Below are 17,948 nucleotides of genomic sequence, written 5' to 3'. Positions count from 1 at the left end.
AAGGCTACTTCTGACCCTAACCAACTGGTTTTATCATAGCGTCATGCCAAGTAATGCCTGGAAATTTTTGGTGTTTTCGCCGTAGGCCTTGACGGCTACGCCCGTTGTGAAGCCGTTGGTAAACCGATATAGCAGTCCATATTTTTGATACGTTGCCGGTTTATAGCCATACGGTCGTACTACATTCCACCCCATATGGGCTGTGAATGCAAAATGCCCCTGCCAGAATTCATAACCCGCCAAAAGAGTTAGCTGACGATAAGGTTGATAATGCCCTGTCCATCGCAAAATCTGCTCCTTGAAGTATTGATCGTCCAGTAGCTCAACGCCCCCTGAAAGAACATGGGCCTGCGTCAGATGATACCCCCCTATCAGATTCAGCCCCCATATGGGGAACCCCCTTTCCGGCTCTTGATCGGTCGCTTCCAGGACTTTGACAGAGGCCAGCGCCAGCCCTCGAAACATCCAGCGCTTACTCGTTTTCGACGCGGGTGTATAGTGAGGGATCGGTATCGTCTTACCCGTATAATAGGTGAGGCCAACGGTTGCTGAAGGAATATTCAAACCTTCATTGGGTAGCCTCACCCCTGCATTGGATATATGTTTATAATCAAATCCAGCTACTATCTTCCAGTGAGGGCCAATGGCATAGCGTCCGTATAAGCCCGTACCGATAAGCCCATTAATGGGTGTTCCGAAAGCTCTGTTTCCCGGATTTGTTACCGCATCATGAGAACGCGAAACATAGGTAATCCCCGCCAACGCTCGGAAAGCGATATCCCATCGCGCCCGATGAATCAGTAGTGGCTCGAAAAATAACCCCGCTCCAATCGATTGGCCCAAAGCCACGGGGTTCCGAAATGAATAGGCGTTCAGAAAAACACCCGATCTGTAGAGGCAATGGCACTGCTCCCACGACTGCTGGCTTGTGTGCATTCGGCTATACCGAACTTCAACTCCAACGGGTGCCTGGGTCGATGACGGCACAATTCGGGTTGATGCATATAGGCCCATTAGGTAATTGATGCCTACTTCACGCTCATCCGCTACTTCGTTTGCCTGTCCGAAAGCCATAGGTCTATACAATGCCCATAGAGCTATAGTCACCCCAATAAAGGTTAGCCTATGTGTGTATGTACCCGGCAGGAATGGCATTGATAAGAAAGACGCTGATTATTGATCAGATTATATACTGGGACCCAGAAAGCAAACTAACTGCCCTTCAAAGCCCACTTATTTTTTTGAAGAAGTGCTTTAGCCCACTAAACTGGATTTACTCATGAAATACTTGAAGGAAATACATTTTTTCATATTACTAGGGGCTCAATAGAGAACCGTTTTGGAATATTCTTTGCTATATTCGAACAAATAGTTAACAATTCAAATTTTAAAGATATTTTTTATTAACTAATATTGAATTTAGTAACATAATTCTACATCTATTTAACTGATCAATTATGCCTTTATATATAGTAGCTATGACCTGCTTAGTAGGGCTGCATCAACCGACCTGTGCAAGCCATGCTCCTCCCGACTCCTTGTACCGTTCCCAACCTAAACAATCCATCAGTGCCTACCTGGGAACTACAGGGCCGGGTCTGGTCTATAACCGCGTACTTAGCCAATCCAATCGGTTGATCCTGCGTATTGGAGGCCAGTATGCAGCCTATCGCCAGACCGTACGGCTGAAAGCCGCTTCCGATTCCTATATACAAATCAAGCCCGACATTACGATTGGTCTGGCACTGGCTTCGTTGAAATGGCATCCCTTCCCGAAAAGTTCGTTTTTCGTGACAGGCGGAGTTGGCTACACCTGGCACCCCGACATGCGCTTCATGCTTCAGGCCGAAAACAAACTGGACCTCGATGGGCTCGTCATGACTCCAGAAGATGTAGGCACCGTCGATATTGGTTTTCGCTGGCATCCGGTGGTTGGGTATTTAGGCTGGGGGTTTGGTCGAAGCCTACCCAACAAACGGTTTGGCGTGGGCGTCGAAATGGGTGTATTCTACCTGGGCAAACCATCGGTCAATCTTGATTATGAAGGTTTTCTGGAAACCACTACGATCGACGAACAAGTGCCCATCGTTGAGCGTAATTTATCGAACTACCGCTATCTGCCGACCCTCAACCTGACTTTTTCGTATACCCTCACCAACCCGGGGAAGCGTACACAATCGGTCAATTAAATCAATCCTCATTCATGAGGCTGTTCATAGTAACGCACCCTACTCGCTTCATCCATGTATATCCGATATTGTATTTACTGTCTGCTCGTATGCCTAATGAGCCTCGAGGCCTGTAAAAACCCACTTGATGGCGTCAAACTTGGCCTGAAAGATCCTATTGATGTCGGTATTATTGAATGTCGATTTTACGATCCAGCCAGCAAACCACTTCCAACCGACGTTCAGGTGAAAATGGCTGGCCCCAATGCCGACCAGGTCGTAACGACCGTAAACACTACCCGCTACAAAATCAATAGCGATGGGATTTTATTGGCTGCCGTATCGCCCGATGCGGCTGGTTCGGTTTCGGCTCAGCGCCCTTTTCGCTTTTCGGTGGTGGCTGAAGCCCCCAATTATTTAACGATCATTCAGCCCTTCGTACTTGCCGACCTGAATCGACAGACACGGAACCTGCGCTGGATTAACCTACAAAATCCGCCCCCTACGCTGGCAGCCGCCCGCACGAGTGGGTCTGCCAATACCGATGGAATGGTCAAGACGGCCTTGGCTAATACCACCACTCAACGGACCAACGACGCTGATCATGCCACGGTAACCATTCCTACGGGTACAAGACTCACTAATCGAGACGGCCAGCCTGTAGATGGCGACCTGACACTAGCCGTGATCCATACCAATGCCCGGAGCGATTTTGCCACGGCTTACATTCCGGGTGGTGGGGTGATGACGAACGTTTACAGCCGCAATGGTGGTCCCTCCCTTGGCAACATTCGAGTCTTATCGATTGCCGGCTCCGTAACGATGCAATTGTACAACAGCCGCTTCGATCTGGTTCGAGCCAGTTCGCAACCTATCCCCTGGACTATGGACCTGAATCCAGGTACGTATAACATCATCGCAGGGAGGGCCATTCAGGAGGGCGATTCCATACCATTATATAGTTTTGACGACTTTACCTATCGATGGCAGGAAGAAAAACCCGGTATCGTAAAACGGAATTCACAAACCAATCGCCTGGAGTATCAGGCTTCGGTGACGAATACCACTGCCTATGTTGTCGGTTGGGGCGAATCGATCTGTGCCATAGGGCCTGTATTTAAGGTAAGCAGCAAACTGGCGAATGTCGATGTGAATTACCTCTGCAAGCTCATCGATGTATCGACTGGTCAGCAGACCGCCAGTTTCTACGCCAATGTCAACAATGGATCGGTCATTAGCATTTATAATCAGTCCCGAAATCGGCGGTTGAAATTGCAGGTATACGACGAAACCGACGCCTGGGGAAAAGGGGCCAAAGGCGGGCTGATTGCTGAATCGGGACCCGGCCTAACCTGCGACCCCACCCCGGTCGCTATCAATCTGACGCCCCTCCCCGTACCGCCAGCCATGGATCTGGAGTTTACGTTCTCCTGCCCCGGCGGCACTAAACTGGACGAGTCGTCATTACCGTCTTTAATCAAAACCCAGTATAGCGAGGTAGGCAAGGAAAATTGGCATGACCTGATCACAGCCACCCGCTATCAGCGAAAAGTTTCCTCATATAAACTTCAAATTGGCCGATATTACGATTTCCGGGCCAGTACCGATGGCGGAGCTACCTGGCCGCTTCGGCAGGATAATTACCTGGTCGATAAGCCCGAATGGACGCTTAAGATCAAAGCCGAAATGTATTGTAAATAAGCCATCAATCACTACTCATGCAGTCCTCCCCCTACTTATCGATCGTCGTTTGTGTATTCAACGAAGCGGGTAATTGCCGACCGATGATCCGGCAAATCCAGCAGGCTCTGGTCGCATTCGATTATGAGCTGATCTATGTAAACGATGGCTCTACGGATCAAACGTTACTCGAACTGCGTAGCCTGGAACATGATCAACTCCGCATTCTTGATTTGCAGAAAAATTACGGCCAAAGTGCCGCACTCCAGGCCGGAATCGATGCCGCTCGTGGGGAATATATCGTCACGATGGATGGGGATTTACAGAATGATCCTGCCGACATTCCGCAAATGCTGGCCCTGACCATACAGGGTGATTACGACCTGGTAGCGGGCATCCGCACCCATAGGCAAGACGCTGCGCTTCTTCGAAAATGGCCCAGCCGACTGGCGAATGCATTGATCGCCCGCACCACGGGTATACGCTGGACCGATTACGGATGCACACTGAAAGTTTTCCGGGCCGATCTGGCGAAGCGGCTGAAGATTTACGGCGAACTACACCGCTTTATCCCGATTCTGGCGCATCTGGAAGGGGCTCGCATGATGCAGGTTTCGGTACAGCACCACGCTCGTCTGTCAGGGAAATCGAAATATGGCCTGAATCGGACGCTGAAGGTGATGAGTGACCTGATGCTGATGCTTTTCCTGAAAAAATACGGTCAAAAACCGATGCATCTGTTTGGAAGCTGGGGGCTTATGAGTTCATTGACCGGGATTGCTCTGGTCAGCTACTGGCTGGTGCAGACCGCCTTCAATAATACCCGAATTGGCCATTTAGCATTGCTCCTTGGCGTCGTTTGTTTTCTGGCAGGCCTGCAGTTTATAGGCTTGGGAATAATGACCGAGTTACAGATGCGCACCTACCATGAGTCGCAGCAAAAAAAGCCATACACCGTGCGTAAGGTCTATTCGAGTGAGGGACTTGTTTTGCCTTCCCTATTCACTGCCCCTGTTGAATGATACCTCAATCGGACAATCGATCGTCCGCTATTCGTTCAGAAAGCGAACCACATAGGCCGGATGACGATCAAACAGGACAATCTTTCCGACAATCTGGTAATGCTGCCCTACCAGGTTGAGCGAATCGGCAATATAATACGCGTTGGGCTGTTTATGGTTGTTGATACGAAGGATGTCGCCACGGAGGGCTTCAATATGGAAGGAATTGGCATCGGTTGGTGAATCATTGCCAATCGTTGTACCGTAGCCGTATAGGGGATGTCCCAGCGTTTGTCTGGCGGCCTGTTCAGATGTGTCCTGATAAAATTGCCGTTTGGCTACCCGCCCAGGTAAAACGAGCCAGTTGAATCCTAAACGCACGACAACCATCACAGCCAGCATAAGCCCCAACCGATTTTGGGAAGTTCTGTATAATTTCCAGGTCAGTATTCCTAGCAATCCCGATACAACAGCGGTTTTCCAGATCACCCCAGTCAGCCCCCGTGTTGCGGGATAGAACACCGCCGTCCAGACGCCTACAGCCACAATGCCCGTAGCTACCAGCCAAATCTGCTCAATCCACCAGCGCGGGCGATCCGCTGGCTCTGAGTGGTTATAATAGAGGTAGGCCAGTACGGTCAGCAGCAGCGGCACCAACCCAATCAGATAACGACCATATACCTGGGGCGACGACCAATAGATCAGCACGGTGGTACTGAACGTCAACGCATTGAACAGGACAAACGAATTCGTTTTTAATACCCGATACAAATCGCGACGGATTAAAAGCACCACCAGCAGCAGGTAAGGCAAAAAATGATAAATAGCCTCAACGGGAAAAGTAACCAGGTGAAGCAATGTTTCACCAAGTCCAAATTTCAGGCCGGTTCGTTTGGCGCTTTCCCGGAACAATACCGTAGCGATTTCACTAAATGGAATGGCGTTTCGGCTGAGATAAACCAGGTAGTAGCTGCCCGTTATGAGTAAAAAGAGAGCGATACCCGCCAAATGAGCCGGATGAAAAAGCCGCTTTACCTGGCGTGTGTATAGAAACCACCCAACTAAGGTTAATCCCTGAAACGCAATCGGTGGCAACCCTTTTAACAGAAACCCAACTGCCGTGAGTGCATACGTGGATAGATATAACCACCCATACTGGCGTTTCTGATCAAAATGGTACACGAGCATCATAGCCGAATAGGTTATCCAGGCAAACGTAATCTCGATCAGCCCCAGCATGGAATCATAGAGCAATACCCGTCCCGTAGTCAGTGTCATGAGCGAAGCCGCAAGGGCTATGGTCGGATTGGTGTAGCGTCGCACAAAACCACCGATCGTTAATCCGAAAAGCAGTAATGAAACGAGCATGGGAAATCGAAGCGCAAACGACGAATAATTCCCAAACAGCTTGTACGAGCCAATAATCAGCCAGTTAAAAAGCGGTGGTTTATTAAAATACCGTTCGCCATTCAGCGTGGGGGTGATATAATCGTCCGACAGGATCATCTCCAGGGAGACAAGCGCCCTACGCGATTCGTCGCCCATATCGAGCGGAATTAGCCCCAGGTGCGATACGAGTACCACAACCAACCCGCCAACCAGCAGGAGCGTCCAGTTTGTTGGAAAAAGATTACGATCACGCGGTTTCAGCTTTTGCTGAGAAGGGGTAGCCAGCATATGGGTTTCGCTTATGCGTCTATTGGACTTTGGGCATTCATTTGTTACTGAGGCAGTTGAACGAGTTTCTTCGTTTCCGGCCAAACCGGCAAATTGAGCGATTCCACCGAATCGAACTTCAGGTCGTTCATGCATCGAAAGTGCTTTTGTGGGCACTGGTTATGCCCGATCTTGGAGCAGGGCCGGCAAGGTAACCCTTTGTTTTCAATCAGTACGTACCGGGTTTTATAAGGATACATCCCCAATTGGGGTGTGGTACTACCCCAGATTGAATACACTGTTTTTTTCAATGCAGCAGCCATGTGCATCAGGCCCGTATCATGGCTAAATACGACTCGAGCCTGCCGCAGTAGAGAGGCCGACTGATTTAGAGAATAAAGCCCGCAGGCATTGTAAATCAATCGGTTACCCAGAGCCTGAACAAGGGCATCACCCGCAACCCGATCTTCGGCACCACCCAGTAAGATGATGGGAGCGTCAATCTTTTTGCAAAGCTCAATCATTCGCGCGGCTGGCAGTCGCTTGGTAGTATGCTGTCCGCCAATGGCATACGCTACGTATCCCGACTGGTGAGTTAAGGGCAGCTGGCTTTTATCGATCAGATCCTGATCCGCCAGAAAACAATCCAGCCCCAGGCCATCTTCAACAACACCCAGCGGCTGAACAGTAGCCAGATACCGATCGACGATGTGCTCATCGGGCATAACATTCCATTTCCAGCGTACATACAGCCATTTCCGAAAATTCAGCTTATTGACCGTATAGGTCTTCGTTAGCAAAGCTGCTTTAATCAGGGATGTGCGAAGGTTGTTGTGCAAATCAATAATAAGATCGTACCGTTCCGCCTGCAACCGTCGGACCAACGCCCACAAACTCCCATCCAGATAATGACACTGGTCGATATAGGGATTGTGCTGCACCAGCGATGCATAGCCTCGTTTGGTACAGAAATGAATTTCTGTGTCAGGCATCTGTTGTTTCAGGCACCTGACAACGGGCGTTGTCAGAATAATATCACCAATCGAGGAGAACCGTAGTATCAGTACTTTCATCAATCCTGTCTATCTACGTTAACGATAACTTTAGCGGTCAACCGTTTACCTGCGAGTCATCGAATCCATTCCATCATATTCTTACCAATCGAAGCCATCCGCATCCGACCGGGTTTCTTTTCCATGGAACGATTGTTAACTTTGAATTAAAACAAGTAATTTGTTGACTTATATTAAGTAGACATATTTCAAAACAAAAGGAATTGTCACTTATATTTAGTTTACTTATTACCAAAAATATAAATTCTTTTTTTATTATAAAGGGTATTTACACACTTTATGTGGAAAGACTTCACAAATTGGTTTAACCATAAACACTCAACTGTTCAGAAAAGCTTTGCCGACATTTGGCCCGTTGACTTACACAACCACATTTTGCCGGGTGTAGATGATGGATTGGCCACCCTCGACGATACATTGGCCTGCCTTCAGAAATACGTGGAGTGGGGGGTAAAAAGCGTCATATGCACGCCACACATCAGCCAGGATTATTACCCAAATGAAGTACAACGATTAAAACAGGTAGCCGAAACGGTTCAACAAGCCATTGAAGAGGCTAACCTCCCCATTCACTTCTCATTGGCCGCCGAATATCTGGTAGATGAGTGGTATTATAAATTGCTCGAACAGAATGAGGTATTATGTTTCGGAAATGATCGGTTCGTACTTTTCGAGAACGGCTGGGCAAGCCCTCCACAGCAACTGGACCAATATTTGTTTCTGATGCAGCTAAAAGGGTATAAACCTGTACTGGCCCATCCCGAACGCTACCACTACTATCAGAATTCGCCTGAGCAACTCATGGCCTTAAAAGAAAAAGGATGTTTGTTTCAGCTCAATTTGATGTCAATAACGGGGCATTATGGCAAACGGGCCCAGCAGCTTGCCCATAAGTTACTCCAATTGAAACACATCGATTTTATTGGCAGCGATTTACATCGACTGGCCCATTTAACTACCCTTGAGCACGTTTTCGATCCGGCCACCCTCGATCTACTTAGCCAGCAACCCCTCCTCAACAGCCAGCTTTTGTAGCTACTGACGCTATAGCTATTTGCTGGGGTTCATCATCCCTTGGTTTAGCAACCCAGGTAATAGGGTCTCTCTGCAGCGACGAATCCCCACCTTCAAAACGAAATCGATACGCGGCTGTGCTGATTGGCATTTTTTTTGCCACCAATACATGTATGGTACTGAACGCTTTAACTCTCTTTCAGTACCCTACACGTATTGGTGGCAAAAAATCAAGTGCCCGTTTATTACGTCGGTCCGAGTCTACAAAGTCGTATATTCTCGTTCACGTTGGCAAAATCGACAACGTATGGCAAAAATTCATTTATTTACATAGCCTTTACCTGTTCTACTCATCCATGAATAAATCTACACTGATCTTCATTGGTCTCTCGGCCCTGTTTACAGCCTGCAAAAAAAAGGAAGATATTGAGGCTAGTCAGTGCTATGATTGTTCCATTCGCTATAACTATAAAGGAGCAGCGGGCGTATATGTCCCGGCTTCGAACTCGGTAACCTACGAGGTATGCGGCACGGCTGACCGTGACTCCTTGCTAAAACGAAACGGAACGTCGGATTACGGCCCCGGTGGTTTCAGTACTACGGTCACGCAGGCCATTAGCTGCTCGTCCAGATAAATCGCTTTCACGCAGCCGATCATAAAAAAATAGCCGGAGGAAAGCCCCGGCTATTTTTTGTTTAGTGTATGGCGGTTAAACGCTTATTTATCATAGTTTGCATTCTGAGGGTCCCAGTTGGTCCAGCCCTTCGTCCAGTCGGTAGTACCAAATGCCCCTTTGAACGTCTCTTTCGTAAAGAAAGCATCGGCTCCCTTACCATCCCAAATGGCTCCCGTTAGCAAAGGCGACCCCGATTGAGGCAGGAAATTAGGCGCTGTCAGAGTGAAGTTAGCCGAGTTAAGCAGCAACTTGCTCAAATCTGTGCTGACAATGATCTGGTTTTGATAGGCAGTTGTGTTGAAGAAAGTCGTTGCCTGATCGTTCGTGATCGATTGCGCCCCACGAACCGGGGTAGTCGTATTGGCAATCACGATCCCACGTAGTTGCAGGTTTCCGGCAGTCGCATTGTCGAGCGTATTGGTTGTACCTGTCTGAGCATCTAACCGTAAACCTTCGGGATATCCTACCAGCAACGAATTGAAAATACTGATCGAGGTGTTCCGACGCAGGTGCATGCCCGATTGATAGGGACCGCTTCCTTTGGCCGAAGCCGCATTCGATGGCGTACCTGCCGTTACAAAGTTGCTCATATTGGCAAACACAGGAGCCGTAAGGGGCAAGCCGTTGTTGGCAGCCGTTGCCGGAGCACCTGGGTTGAAGTTATCCGACTCAAAGCCATTCGAAGCCGATTGGTCAGCGACGTCTGGGTCACGCAGCGATACACCATATTGCACTTTACCAGTATAACCCCAGTCGGTATCCCAATCATCGTCCCAACCCCGGAAGGCTACCAGATACTTCATGTTTACGGTACCCCCAAACCATTCGTAGGAATCATCACCGCTGTACGAAACCTGGATGTGGTCGATGGTGGTGCCAGCGCCTACGCCGTATAAAGTAAGACCGTTGATTTCGCTGTTGGCAACATTGGTCAGAGCGATACCGGCAAATTCGATCCGGCAATACTGCATAACTCCCGAGTTGTCGTTCACATCGGTGAAAGTTCCGATTGTACCTGGAATACCGCCTTCAAAGGCTGTCGCTCCCGGCTGGTTGTGCGGGGCTTTACCGATCAGCACGACACCACCCCAGTCACCATAATTACGAGAACCGGCCGCCTTACTGGACGTGAAAATGATCGGCGAATCGACCGTACCAACCGCGTTGATTTTAGCCCCCGCCTGAATAATCAGCGTTCCGCCTTTGCCCTGGCCTGATGGGTCCTGTTCTTTGGGAGCCCCTTTAATAATCGTTCCTTTTTCAATGGTCAGCGTAGCCCCTGATGTAACGCTGACAAAACCCTGAATTACATACACATTACCAGCGGTCCAGTTGGTACTGGCAGTAATGTTACTGGCTACCGTAATCACGGGTTTATTCCCCAGTTGGAATGCCGTTGTGCTGCTTACCGTTGCTCCGCCCGAAGTCACGGCAATGGGCGTACCTGCATTGGCCGGAACAATTACAGTCAATGACGTTGTAGTAGCCCCAGTGACCTGAGCAGGCACCGTACCAAACGTTACCGTATTGCTGGAAGGGGTGGCATTGAAGGCAGTACCCGTAATCACCACACTAGACCCAACGGGTGCCGATGTAGGTGAAATAGACGTAATACTCAATACCGGAGCCGGTGTATCATCATTCTTACAGGCCGAAACGGACGCAAACAGTCCGACACCCGCCAGCAGCAGATAAGCCCAGCCAGCCATTCGACGGCGCACTTGATGCATTTGCATAACTAGTTAATTTAGTTGAATTGGATTGGTAAACACTTAAGGAAGTATGGTTCGACGCCCAAACGTGTAGACAGCACTGAGGGTGTAGTAACTACCCCGTTTGAATCGACGAATGGTTTGGTCAGCATCAGCGGTTTGCGAAGTAACATCGCTGCCGATCTTGCCGTCATGGTTGAAATCCTGCACGAACCGAACGTATTGATTCAGCAAGTCCTGAATACCCAGCCGCAGTTCCAGCTTTTTATTGACCTGTTTGGTTACGTTCAGATCGACCACGTTACGTGGCATCTCGTAAATAGTCGGGTTGTTTCGGTTGCCTACGGCAAAAATCCGCTGGCCAAATACGTTGTACAGTACATTTGCCTGCCAGCCCGATTTGGGGGCGGCATAATACAGACCGGCATTGATCAGGTAAGGCGATTGGCCTGCCAGCGGACGCTGGGTATCAGCAATGCCGCGAATATCATATTCCCGCACCTCGCCACTCAGGTCAGGCGCCCGGACAATATCGCCCACGTTGACCTGGCTCTTGATCAGCGATACGTTACCAACTACCGACAGATTTTGCAGAAATACGCTTGCTGAATTTGGAAACCCTTTGCGCACCTCAAACTCAACCCCGTAATTCTGCGCCGAATTGGCATTGGCAAACGTGTAAGCCAACCCATTTGCCTGAATCAGCAGGAACGATTCGATGGGATTCGTAAAATGCTTGTAAAAACCCGTTACCGAAATCAATTCGTTTGGTGATGGATAAAACTCCCATTTGGCGTCGATATTCTGGATGTTCGCCGTTTTCAAAGCCGTGTTCCCACGAATGTCGGCCAGCAGGTTAAAGTCGAAATAGCTGAACGGGGCTAACTCACGAAATTCGGGGCGGTTTACAGACGACGAGTACGCCAGCCGCAGATTAGTCCGGTCGCTGAGTTTATAGGTAAAGTTCAGCGAAGGCAGCGGACTGAATACTTTATTTGAAACCAGTGATTCCTCAACCGTTGTCCGGGTAGCACGTATGCCCTGGTCGTTGTATTCGCCACGGAAACCAAGCGTCAGATTCGCTTTCGGCCCGAAGTACACATCGCCGGTAATATACCCCGACAAGTACGTATTGATGCCTTTATACGAATCCAGTGGTTTCGTACCATCCAGCAGCGAGAATCCGTTCTGACCGTTTACGTTAGCCGGGCTGAAGGCAGTATTAATATCACTGGCTTTTGCAACCGTACTGTTCCCAACGCTCTGATAACCATAGAACCGAGCGGAGTAGTCCCGATTTTTTTGTTCGGCATACACCCCAAACCGGATCCGATTCGGCTCCCGGTCGGTCGGGTTGCCAAACGTATGCTCGCCATTCCCAATCGCCGACACCACGTACTCGTGCAACTTCGAATAGAACCGACCTACATCGATGGGGTTCGGATCATTTGGTGTGGCAATGGAAAAAGGCTGCAATTGCCCATCGGTTCCGGCAGCACCCGTTACCCGCTGATACCGAACCCGTTTCCAATCGGGTTCCCAGCGCCCCGTATAGCCAAAGCTGGCAATCCAGTTGAACTTGGTCAGGTCACTTATCGAATGCTCGCCCGACAGTTGAGACGTCAGGATACTCCGGTTTTCGAACCGTTCCGAAAAACTCTGAACATCAAATCCGTCCTGAATACGCTGACCACTCCGAACGACGGTTTCGGTGGTACTGAGCTGATTGAAGAGTGTTTTCCACTCCAGCGTAAATCCTGGTGAGAACCGGGCCGTCCAGTTATGCAAAACCCCCAGCCGCGACTGACGTGCATAGTTGGCATCATTGTATTGCTCGGCAACGGCATTAGCAATTGTACCGTTATCGTATAACTTGAAATCGATATTCGAGAATTGATTGGTCGTCGCGTAGTTGATACTGGTCAGGTTGCTGAAACGAATAGCCCCCACATCGAACCGACGACCCAGGTTTAAGGCAAACCGTATGTCGGGCGTTACCGAATAGGCTTTCAACCCCCAGGAGTTGGGCAGTAACCGCGCATAGGCAGCCCGCTGAAGCGGATTTAACGCATTGAACTCCCCCAATTTTGTCGGAAAGCTACTCGGAATCTGCTGATCGGCTCCCCAGAGTCCTAACCCGTTCAAGCCACTACGTGTCTGAGTCTGTACTGTCTGGAAAGTTGTGTTGGCGCGATAACCTGCTGTCAGGCCAGCATCTATAAAATTCTGGTCAGGGCGCCGTTTGGTATAAATCTTAATTACGCCCCCCGCGAAATCGCCGGGCAATTCGGCCGAACCCGATTTGAACACGATCATCCGGTCGATGATGTTACTGGGTACCAGATCGAACGAAAACGAGCGGGTATCTACTTCGGTCGATGGCGTAATTACGTCGTTGATAAGCACTGAATTATACCTCGCAGCCAATCCACGAATCAGTACGAAACGATTATCGACAATACTCACGCCCGGAACCCGACGAATGGCGGCTGCCGCATCACGGTCCTGCGATTTTACAATCTGCTGAGCCGAAATACCGACAGCGATGGGCTTCATCTGCTTGATCTCGGTGATAACGGCCACTTCGGTGTTGGTAGACCGATTGCCCCGGACCACCACTTCCTGCAGGGCTTTCCCTTCGGTCAGCAACTCGGTTTCAATAGCCGTTGTATTTCCAGACTCGACCCGCACATTCGGAATTTCTTTGGTCTGGTACGAAATGTAGGAGATAATTACTTTCTGGTTTCCGACGGGTACGTTGGTGAGTAAGAAGTTGCCCTCAACATCGGTTGTAACGCCCAATTGGATGCCATCGATTCGGATGGTACAGCCGATCAACGCTTCCTTCGTCTGGCCGTCCCGAACGGTGCCCCGAATGGTGCCGACGTTTACCTGTGCCCTGGTGGTTAGTGTAGTAAAAACAAGAGAGAAAATAAGAAGGATTAGCTTGCGGTTCATAAAGATCGTTTGGGTGTCGCTTTTTGGCACCGCAAAACTATCTGGCTAATGTTACCCCAGGATTACCCCAATATTATCATTGTTTAACCTGTTTTTAATCCAAGAGCGGTTGTTGTTTATTTGTTCCACAGATTAACCGACAAACTCACGTTATTAAGTTAACTACCTAGTATTCTGTCGCTTACTATTTATTAATGAATATTAGGAAGATATTATGCGTGCGTTTCAGCGGATAATAAATTGTTTTTCATACCAACTTCCTGACCCGATAGTTAAGTAGTCAGGCAAGCGTATTCAGAGCGAGAAGATTCATGACACCTTACGAAGGCACGCTGGCCAAAAAACTGACCCAGGCTTTCGAGCTGGGCCAAATGATGGCGAAGTGGAGGCAACGATGCAAACGGGAAGCTTTCCCGGAAGAAACCATTCTGGAGTCGATCATTGGCCGGATTGACCAGATCAATCAACAATTCGATGAGCAACTGCACACCTACCAAACCCTTACAGAGGCACGTAAAGAGGTCGCCAGCGGATCGACGGCGGGTATACGACAGGTAATCGATACCGTGTGGGCCGACGTTTGTCATCAATCGACCAGCGATAGTATTGCTAACCTGTTGCTAAAAAATCTGCATCAGAAAATTCAACGGTTCGCGCTTCCCCCCTTCCCAATTAGTCGTCGCAAGCCCTTTTTTTATAAGGAAATTCGCCTGTATGAAGACTCCTATGCCTTATTAGGGCAATATTATACCTGGTTTATCGACCTACTCTCGGTCGTGAATTTTAGTCCACTCCATGAGCCTGTCTGTTTGAATACCCTACGAAATCAGGCCCATGAGTTCAATCGGCAAACAACACAGATCATGGAGGAAGCCGAAAAGCTCAAGAACCTTCAACTCGCCAGAGATTACCTGTTCAAATTATTGAATCAGGCAACCGTTGCTGCCCGAGGGCGTTTATCGGCTTATAAACAGGAAGCTTACCAAAGCTATCGCTGATTGCTTAATCGACTATTTTTTTGATTTCACGGACCAACTGGCGACTAATTAACACATACCCTTTATCGGATGGGTGAAGCCCATCATACGTCTTATCGATTGCCTCAACGGGGTATGGATACGCATCCGTTTCAGGGTTGAACGGTACATCAATAAACGACGGGTATCTGTAATTCTCATATACCCCTGTCTGCGGATTTTTCAACCGTTTATACTTTACCAATCTTTTCAGGTCTAGCCCTTTTAAGTGGTACAAGTCAACAATTGGCAACTGCTCATAGCGAGCTATTGAATCAATAGCCAGAGCAAAGGATTCGAGAAACTGACCATTTTTGGCTTTATACGATCCGTAGGCATTATTCTTGAAATTGGTTAGATACACAAAATCGACCCGTTGCATCGGTGTGATCAGGATAATGGGCGCTTTCGGATTCAGAGTTCTCAACTTATTGATAATCACCCGAAACGAACCATACACCGTATTCGTTCCTGTATTATTCTGATAATCAGCAAGCCGTCCTAACGGCCTACCCGACCACCAATCGTTGGTTCCCAGAAAGACGGAGTACAGATCTGCTTTGGTTATTCCTAAAGTTTCGATTTGCTGGGCGATGCGCACCGCCGTCCAGCCATTATGACCCTGGTTGGTGTAATGGATGTAGGGTAATTGCTCAACCACCCTGGTCATGTACCCTTTTGTAATCCGGTTTCCGGTTTCGTCCAGATGTTCATTGAGATACGTAATCGAATCCCCAATAGCCACCCAGCTCAATTCCGGACGACGAAATGAACTAAACAAACCAATCAGGGCCAGAGAAACAAGCAATTGTCGCATAAAAACGGTACAAAGAGTCAGTTGATCGCAAACAGAAAGCAAGCCCCTCTCCTGCCTATACTGTATTTCTCTGAAATAACCTGCCAATTGCGACTTCAGGAACGTAATTCCCAGTACTCTGCCCTCATGAGTTTGGTTCAGTCAGCCATCCTATCAGCCGCATACCAAATGACTGTTCCAGCAAAACAAACTAATCATTGGCTAAACCACCACAACTTTAGCGATTGATCCAATTTCTGCCCAAAATGGCCAATAAGCAGGGCGTAAAAAGAAAAACGGCCCAATTCCGTTGGAATGGGCCGTTTTTTGTGTCGGGGTGGCAGGATTCGAACCTACGACCTCCTGCTCCCAAAGCATTAATCTACAATATTTATTAATAATCATTATTCTAATAATTAACTGATTTACAGAGAATTCATCAAATTATTATTTCTATTGCTATTAGTTAGTTTTGGTTGAAATTGTACATTTGTTTCAACCAATGTTTCAACCGAAAACCTGCCTAAAAGATTGGTTTCTGAGAGATCAAGGCCGTTTTTCTCTATACTGTTTCAACCAATGGCAAGAGCTACTGAACACAAAGAAGGTAAAGCTACTGTAAACATCGTTTATTACACTCACAAAACATTAGCGGACGGTTCCCACCCGTTTGTCGTTCGTATCACAAAAGACCGTAAAAACCGCTGGATTTCTACGGGAATCAGTTTACACCCGCAATTTTGGAATAAAGAGAAAAACACCTTTCGCAAAAGTGTTCCAGACGAAAAGCGTAAAGAATTAGAAGCCCAACTACGGAAGTGGAAAGATAAATACACAGATGCCGCCGAAACCTTAGCCGGAAATGATGAAGTACACGATGTTAAATCGGTTGCGTCTAAGGTTAGTAATGAACGTCTTGCCACTAGGAAGTTTAAACTGTTAACCTATTTCGATGAGGTAATAAGCCAGTTTGATAAGACCGGAAACGTTGGAAATCGACGGGTATATCGTGACGTACAAAACAGCTTACGTAGATTCTTAGGTGAAGGTGAGGACGTATCTTTTGAATCTGTTACAGTCAAGTTCTGTAATGAGTGGGAAATAAAAATGAGAAGTGAAGGCGTAACTGAAGTAACGTTATCCCTTCGATTCCGAACCCTTCGAGCTATATTGAACAAAGCCATCGCTAATGGCTATTCAAAACCTACCTCCTACCCTTTTGCGCGAAACAGTGCAGAGAAGAACAAATTCCAGATTGGCAAGTTCGACACCAAAACAACAAAACGAGCCGTAAGTAAAGCCGATATACGAAAGATTGAAGCTTATCAGCCCCCACAAACTGAAGGGAAATATGCCACCCTACGCAATACACAGGAAAGGCTACAGCTTGCCAAAGATTTATTCCTTTTTTCTTACTATTGTGGTGGTATCAATTTTGTTGATATGGCCGCTTTGAAGTGGTCAAATATCGGTACAGACATGGATAATAAACCGCGTTTGACCTACACACGGCAAAAGACCGGCGGCAAGTTTTCAATCCGGTTGATGCCACAAACATTGGCTATCCTCGAACGGTATAAGCCACAAGAGGTTTATTCAAGTGGTTACGTCTTCCCTATTCTCAATTCAGCTTTACACACTACACCCACCCAAAAGCATAACCGATGCAGTAAAATAATGGGACAGGTAAATTTAGACCTTAAAACCATTGGCATAGCCACAGGTATAGAAACAAGCCTAACTACATACGTTGCCCGTCATTCGTTTGCTACAGCTTTAAAACGTTCGGGCGTTGCTACGGCTGTTATCAGTGAAGCAATGGGACATAGTGACGAACGGACTACTCAAATTTACCTTTCTGAATTTGAGACAGATCTGGTTGATGCCGCTTTTGAAAACTTGTAAGAGCGTGTTGGGAAACTGAGAAAGGTTGAAGGTCGTGCCAACTTTGTGGTCGCCAAACTACAAAGACATGACCAAACAGTGGGAACCACTGACCGACCTTCAATGGGCAGCAATTTCGGCTTTTTTTGACCTTCAGCGCAAGCGTAAACACGAATTACGTACCATCATGGATGCTATTTTCTGGCTCTTACGTACAGGTTGTCAATGGCGCAATTTGCCTTCTAACTTTCCTCACTGGCAAGCTGTATATTATTACTTTGATCGCTGGAAAAAAGCCGATCGCTTCGAACAC

At 48.0% G+C, this 17,948-nt stretch carries 14 protein-coding genes; 8 read left to right on the top strand and 6 right to left on the bottom strand.

Annotated features, from left to right (window positions below):
* Nucleotides 1–33: 33 nt before the first annotated feature.
* The gene (locus B153_RS0106765; RefSeq protein ID WP_020595931.1) at nucleotides 34–1,074 is read right to left on the bottom strand and encodes an acyloxyacyl hydrolase; all 1,041 of its coding nucleotides are present in this window, start codon (nucleotides 1,072–1,074) and stop codon (nucleotides 34–36) included.
* Nucleotides 1,075–1,478: 404 nt separating this feature from the next.
* Here B153_RS0106765 and B153_RS0106760 point away from each other — a divergent pair, with 404 nt between their 5' ends.
* The 3 genes from B153_RS0106760 to B153_RS0106750 all read left to right on the top strand — a co-directional run bounded on the left by B153_RS0106760 (nucleotide 1,479) and on the right by B153_RS0106750 (nucleotide 4,870).
* Nucleotides 1,479–2,189, top strand: a complete 711-nt coding sequence (locus B153_RS0106760) for a hypothetical protein (protein ID WP_211221661.1) — start codon at nucleotides 1,479–1,481, stop codon at nucleotides 2,187–2,189.
* A gap of 96 nt (nucleotides 2,190–2,285) precedes the next feature.
* Nucleotides 2,286–3,869 (top strand): hypothetical protein, encoded by a 1,584-nt coding sequence (locus tag B153_RS0106755; RefSeq protein ID WP_020595929.1) that lies wholly within the window; start codon nucleotides 2,286–2,288, stop codon nucleotides 3,867–3,869.
* A 17-nt stretch (nucleotides 3,870–3,886) separates the two neighbouring features.
* Complete coding sequence (locus B153_RS0106750; protein ID WP_020595928.1) at nucleotides 3,887–4,870, top strand: glycosyltransferase family 2 protein; 984 nt, start codon at nucleotides 3,887–3,889, stop codon at nucleotides 4,868–4,870.
* A 27-nt stretch (nucleotides 4,871–4,897) separates the two neighbouring features.
* Here the strand turns inward: B153_RS0106750 and B153_RS0106745 are convergent, their stop codons facing one another.
* Together B153_RS0106745 and B153_RS34765 are read right to left on the bottom strand one after the other, a co-directional pair.
* The gene (locus tag B153_RS0106745) at nucleotides 4,898–6,661 is read right to left on the bottom strand and encodes an ArnT family glycosyltransferase (protein ID WP_245564839.1); all 1,764 of its coding nucleotides are present in this window, start codon (nucleotides 6,659–6,661) and stop codon (nucleotides 4,898–4,900) included.
* A complete protein-coding gene (locus B153_RS34765; RefSeq protein WP_020595926.1) occupies nucleotides 6,571–7,578 on the bottom strand; it encodes a glycosyltransferase family 9 protein in 1,008 nt (335 codons plus the stop codon). The genes B153_RS0106745 and B153_RS34765 overlap by 91 nt, the downstream gene beginning before the upstream one ends.
* A 279-nt stretch (nucleotides 7,579–7,857) precedes the next feature.
* Here B153_RS34765 and B153_RS0106735 point away from each other — a divergent pair, with 279 nt between their 5' ends.
* Both B153_RS0106735 and B153_RS37590 read left to right on the top strand, forming a co-directional pair.
* Complete coding sequence (locus B153_RS0106735; RefSeq protein WP_020595925.1) at nucleotides 7,858–8,613, top strand: tyrosine-protein phosphatase; 756 nt, start codon at nucleotides 7,858–7,860, stop codon at nucleotides 8,611–8,613.
* A gap of 335 nt (nucleotides 8,614–8,948) precedes the next feature.
* Complete coding sequence (locus B153_RS37590; protein WP_157634596.1) at nucleotides 8,949–9,227, top strand: hypothetical protein; 279 nt, start codon at nucleotides 8,949–8,951, stop codon at nucleotides 9,225–9,227.
* 83 nt (nucleotides 9,228–9,310) lie between these two features.
* On the opposite strand, the gene B153_RS0106725 is transcribed toward B153_RS37590, so the two are convergent.
* Entirely contained in the window at nucleotides 9,311–10,999 is a 1,689-nt protein-coding gene (locus B153_RS0106725) for an IPT/TIG domain-containing protein (RefSeq protein ID WP_020595923.1), read from the bottom strand.
* 42 nt (nucleotides 11,000–11,041) lie between these two features.
* Nucleotides 11,042–13,939, bottom strand: a complete 2,898-nt coding sequence (locus tag B153_RS0106720) for a TonB-dependent receptor (RefSeq protein ID WP_020595922.1) — start codon at nucleotides 13,937–13,939, stop codon at nucleotides 11,042–11,044.
* 311 nt (nucleotides 13,940–14,250) lie between these two features.
* Between B153_RS0106720 and B153_RS0106715 the strand changes: the two genes are divergently transcribed.
* A complete protein-coding gene (locus B153_RS0106715; protein WP_020595921.1) occupies nucleotides 14,251–14,937 on the top strand; it encodes a hypothetical protein in 687 nt (228 codons plus the stop codon).
* A 4-nt stretch (nucleotides 14,938–14,941) separates the two neighbouring features.
* Here B153_RS0106715 and B153_RS0106710 read toward each other — a convergent pair whose 3' ends face one another.
* A complete protein-coding gene (locus B153_RS0106710) occupies nucleotides 14,942–15,772 on the bottom strand; it encodes an SGNH/GDSL hydrolase family protein (RefSeq protein WP_020595920.1) in 831 nt (276 codons plus the stop codon).
* 558 nt (nucleotides 15,773–16,330) lie between these two features.
* On the opposite strand from B153_RS0106710, the gene B153_RS0106700 reads away from it, so the two are divergent.
* The gene (locus B153_RS0106700; RefSeq protein WP_020595918.1) at nucleotides 16,331–17,656 is read left to right on the top strand and encodes a site-specific integrase; all 1,326 of its coding nucleotides are present in this window, start codon (nucleotides 16,331–16,333) and stop codon (nucleotides 17,654–17,656) included.
* A gap of 67 nt (nucleotides 17,657–17,723) precedes the next feature.
* Nucleotides 17,724–17,948 (top strand): transposase (locus B153_RS34760; protein WP_040760967.1); only part of this gene is annotated, 225 nt, incomplete at its 3' end.

Origin of the sequence: Spirosoma panaciterrae DSM 21099 (assembly GCF_000374025.1) — a bacterium.
GTDB classification, from domain to species: domain Bacteria; phylum Bacteroidota; class Bacteroidia; order Cytophagales; family Spirosomataceae; genus Spirosoma; species Spirosoma panaciterrae.
The sequence above is the reverse complement of the archived record's forward strand: the minus strand, read 5'-3'. Positions and strand labels throughout refer to the sequence as shown.

What these genes read in the sequence shown, in the direction of transcription:
- B153_RS0106765 (WP_020595931.1), bottom strand. Translation starts at nt 1,074, where the DNA reads ATGGCTTTCGGACAGGCAAACGAAGTAGCGGATGAGCGTGAAGTAGGC.
- B153_RS0106760 (WP_211221661.1), top strand. Translation starts at nt 1,479, where the DNA reads ATGACCTGCTTAGTAGGGCTGCATCAACCGACCTGTGCAAGCCATGCT.
- B153_RS0106755 (WP_020595929.1), top strand. Translation starts at nt 2,286, where the DNA reads ATGAGCCTCGAGGCCTGTAAAAACCCACTTGATGGCGTCAAACTTGGC.
- B153_RS0106750 (WP_020595928.1), top strand. Translation starts at nt 3,887, where the DNA reads ATGCAGTCCTCCCCCTACTTATCGATCGTCGTTTGTGTATTCAACGAA.
- B153_RS0106745 (WP_245564839.1), bottom strand. Translation starts at nt 6,661, where the DNA reads ATGCATGAACGACCTGAAGTTCGATTCGGTGGAATCGCTCAATTTGCC.
- B153_RS34765 (WP_020595926.1), bottom strand. Translation starts at nt 7,578, where the DNA reads ATGAAAGTACTGATACTACGGTTCTCCTCGATTGGTGATATTATTCTG.
- B153_RS0106735 (WP_020595925.1), top strand. Translation starts at nt 7,858, where the DNA reads ATGTGGAAAGACTTCACAAATTGGTTTAACCATAAACACTCAACTGTT.
- B153_RS37590 (WP_157634596.1), top strand. Translation starts at nt 8,949, where the DNA reads ATGAATAAATCTACACTGATCTTCATTGGTCTCTCGGCCCTGTTTACA.
- B153_RS0106725 (WP_020595923.1), bottom strand. Translation starts at nt 10,999, where the DNA reads ATGCATCAAGTGCGCCGTCGAATGGCTGGCTGGGCTTATCTGCTGCTG.
- B153_RS0106720 (WP_020595922.1), bottom strand. Translation starts at nt 13,939, where the DNA reads ATGAACCGCAAGCTAATCCTTCTTATTTTCTCTCTTGTTTTTACTACA.
- B153_RS0106715 (WP_020595921.1), top strand. Translation starts at nt 14,251, where the DNA reads ATGACACCTTACGAAGGCACGCTGGCCAAAAAACTGACCCAGGCTTTC.
- B153_RS0106710 (WP_020595920.1), bottom strand. Translation starts at nt 15,772, where the DNA reads ATGCGACAATTGCTTGTTTCTCTGGCCCTGATTGGTTTGTTTAGTTCA.
- B153_RS0106700 (WP_020595918.1), top strand. Translation starts at nt 16,331, where the DNA reads ATGGCAAGAGCTACTGAACACAAAGAAGGTAAAGCTACTGTAAACATC.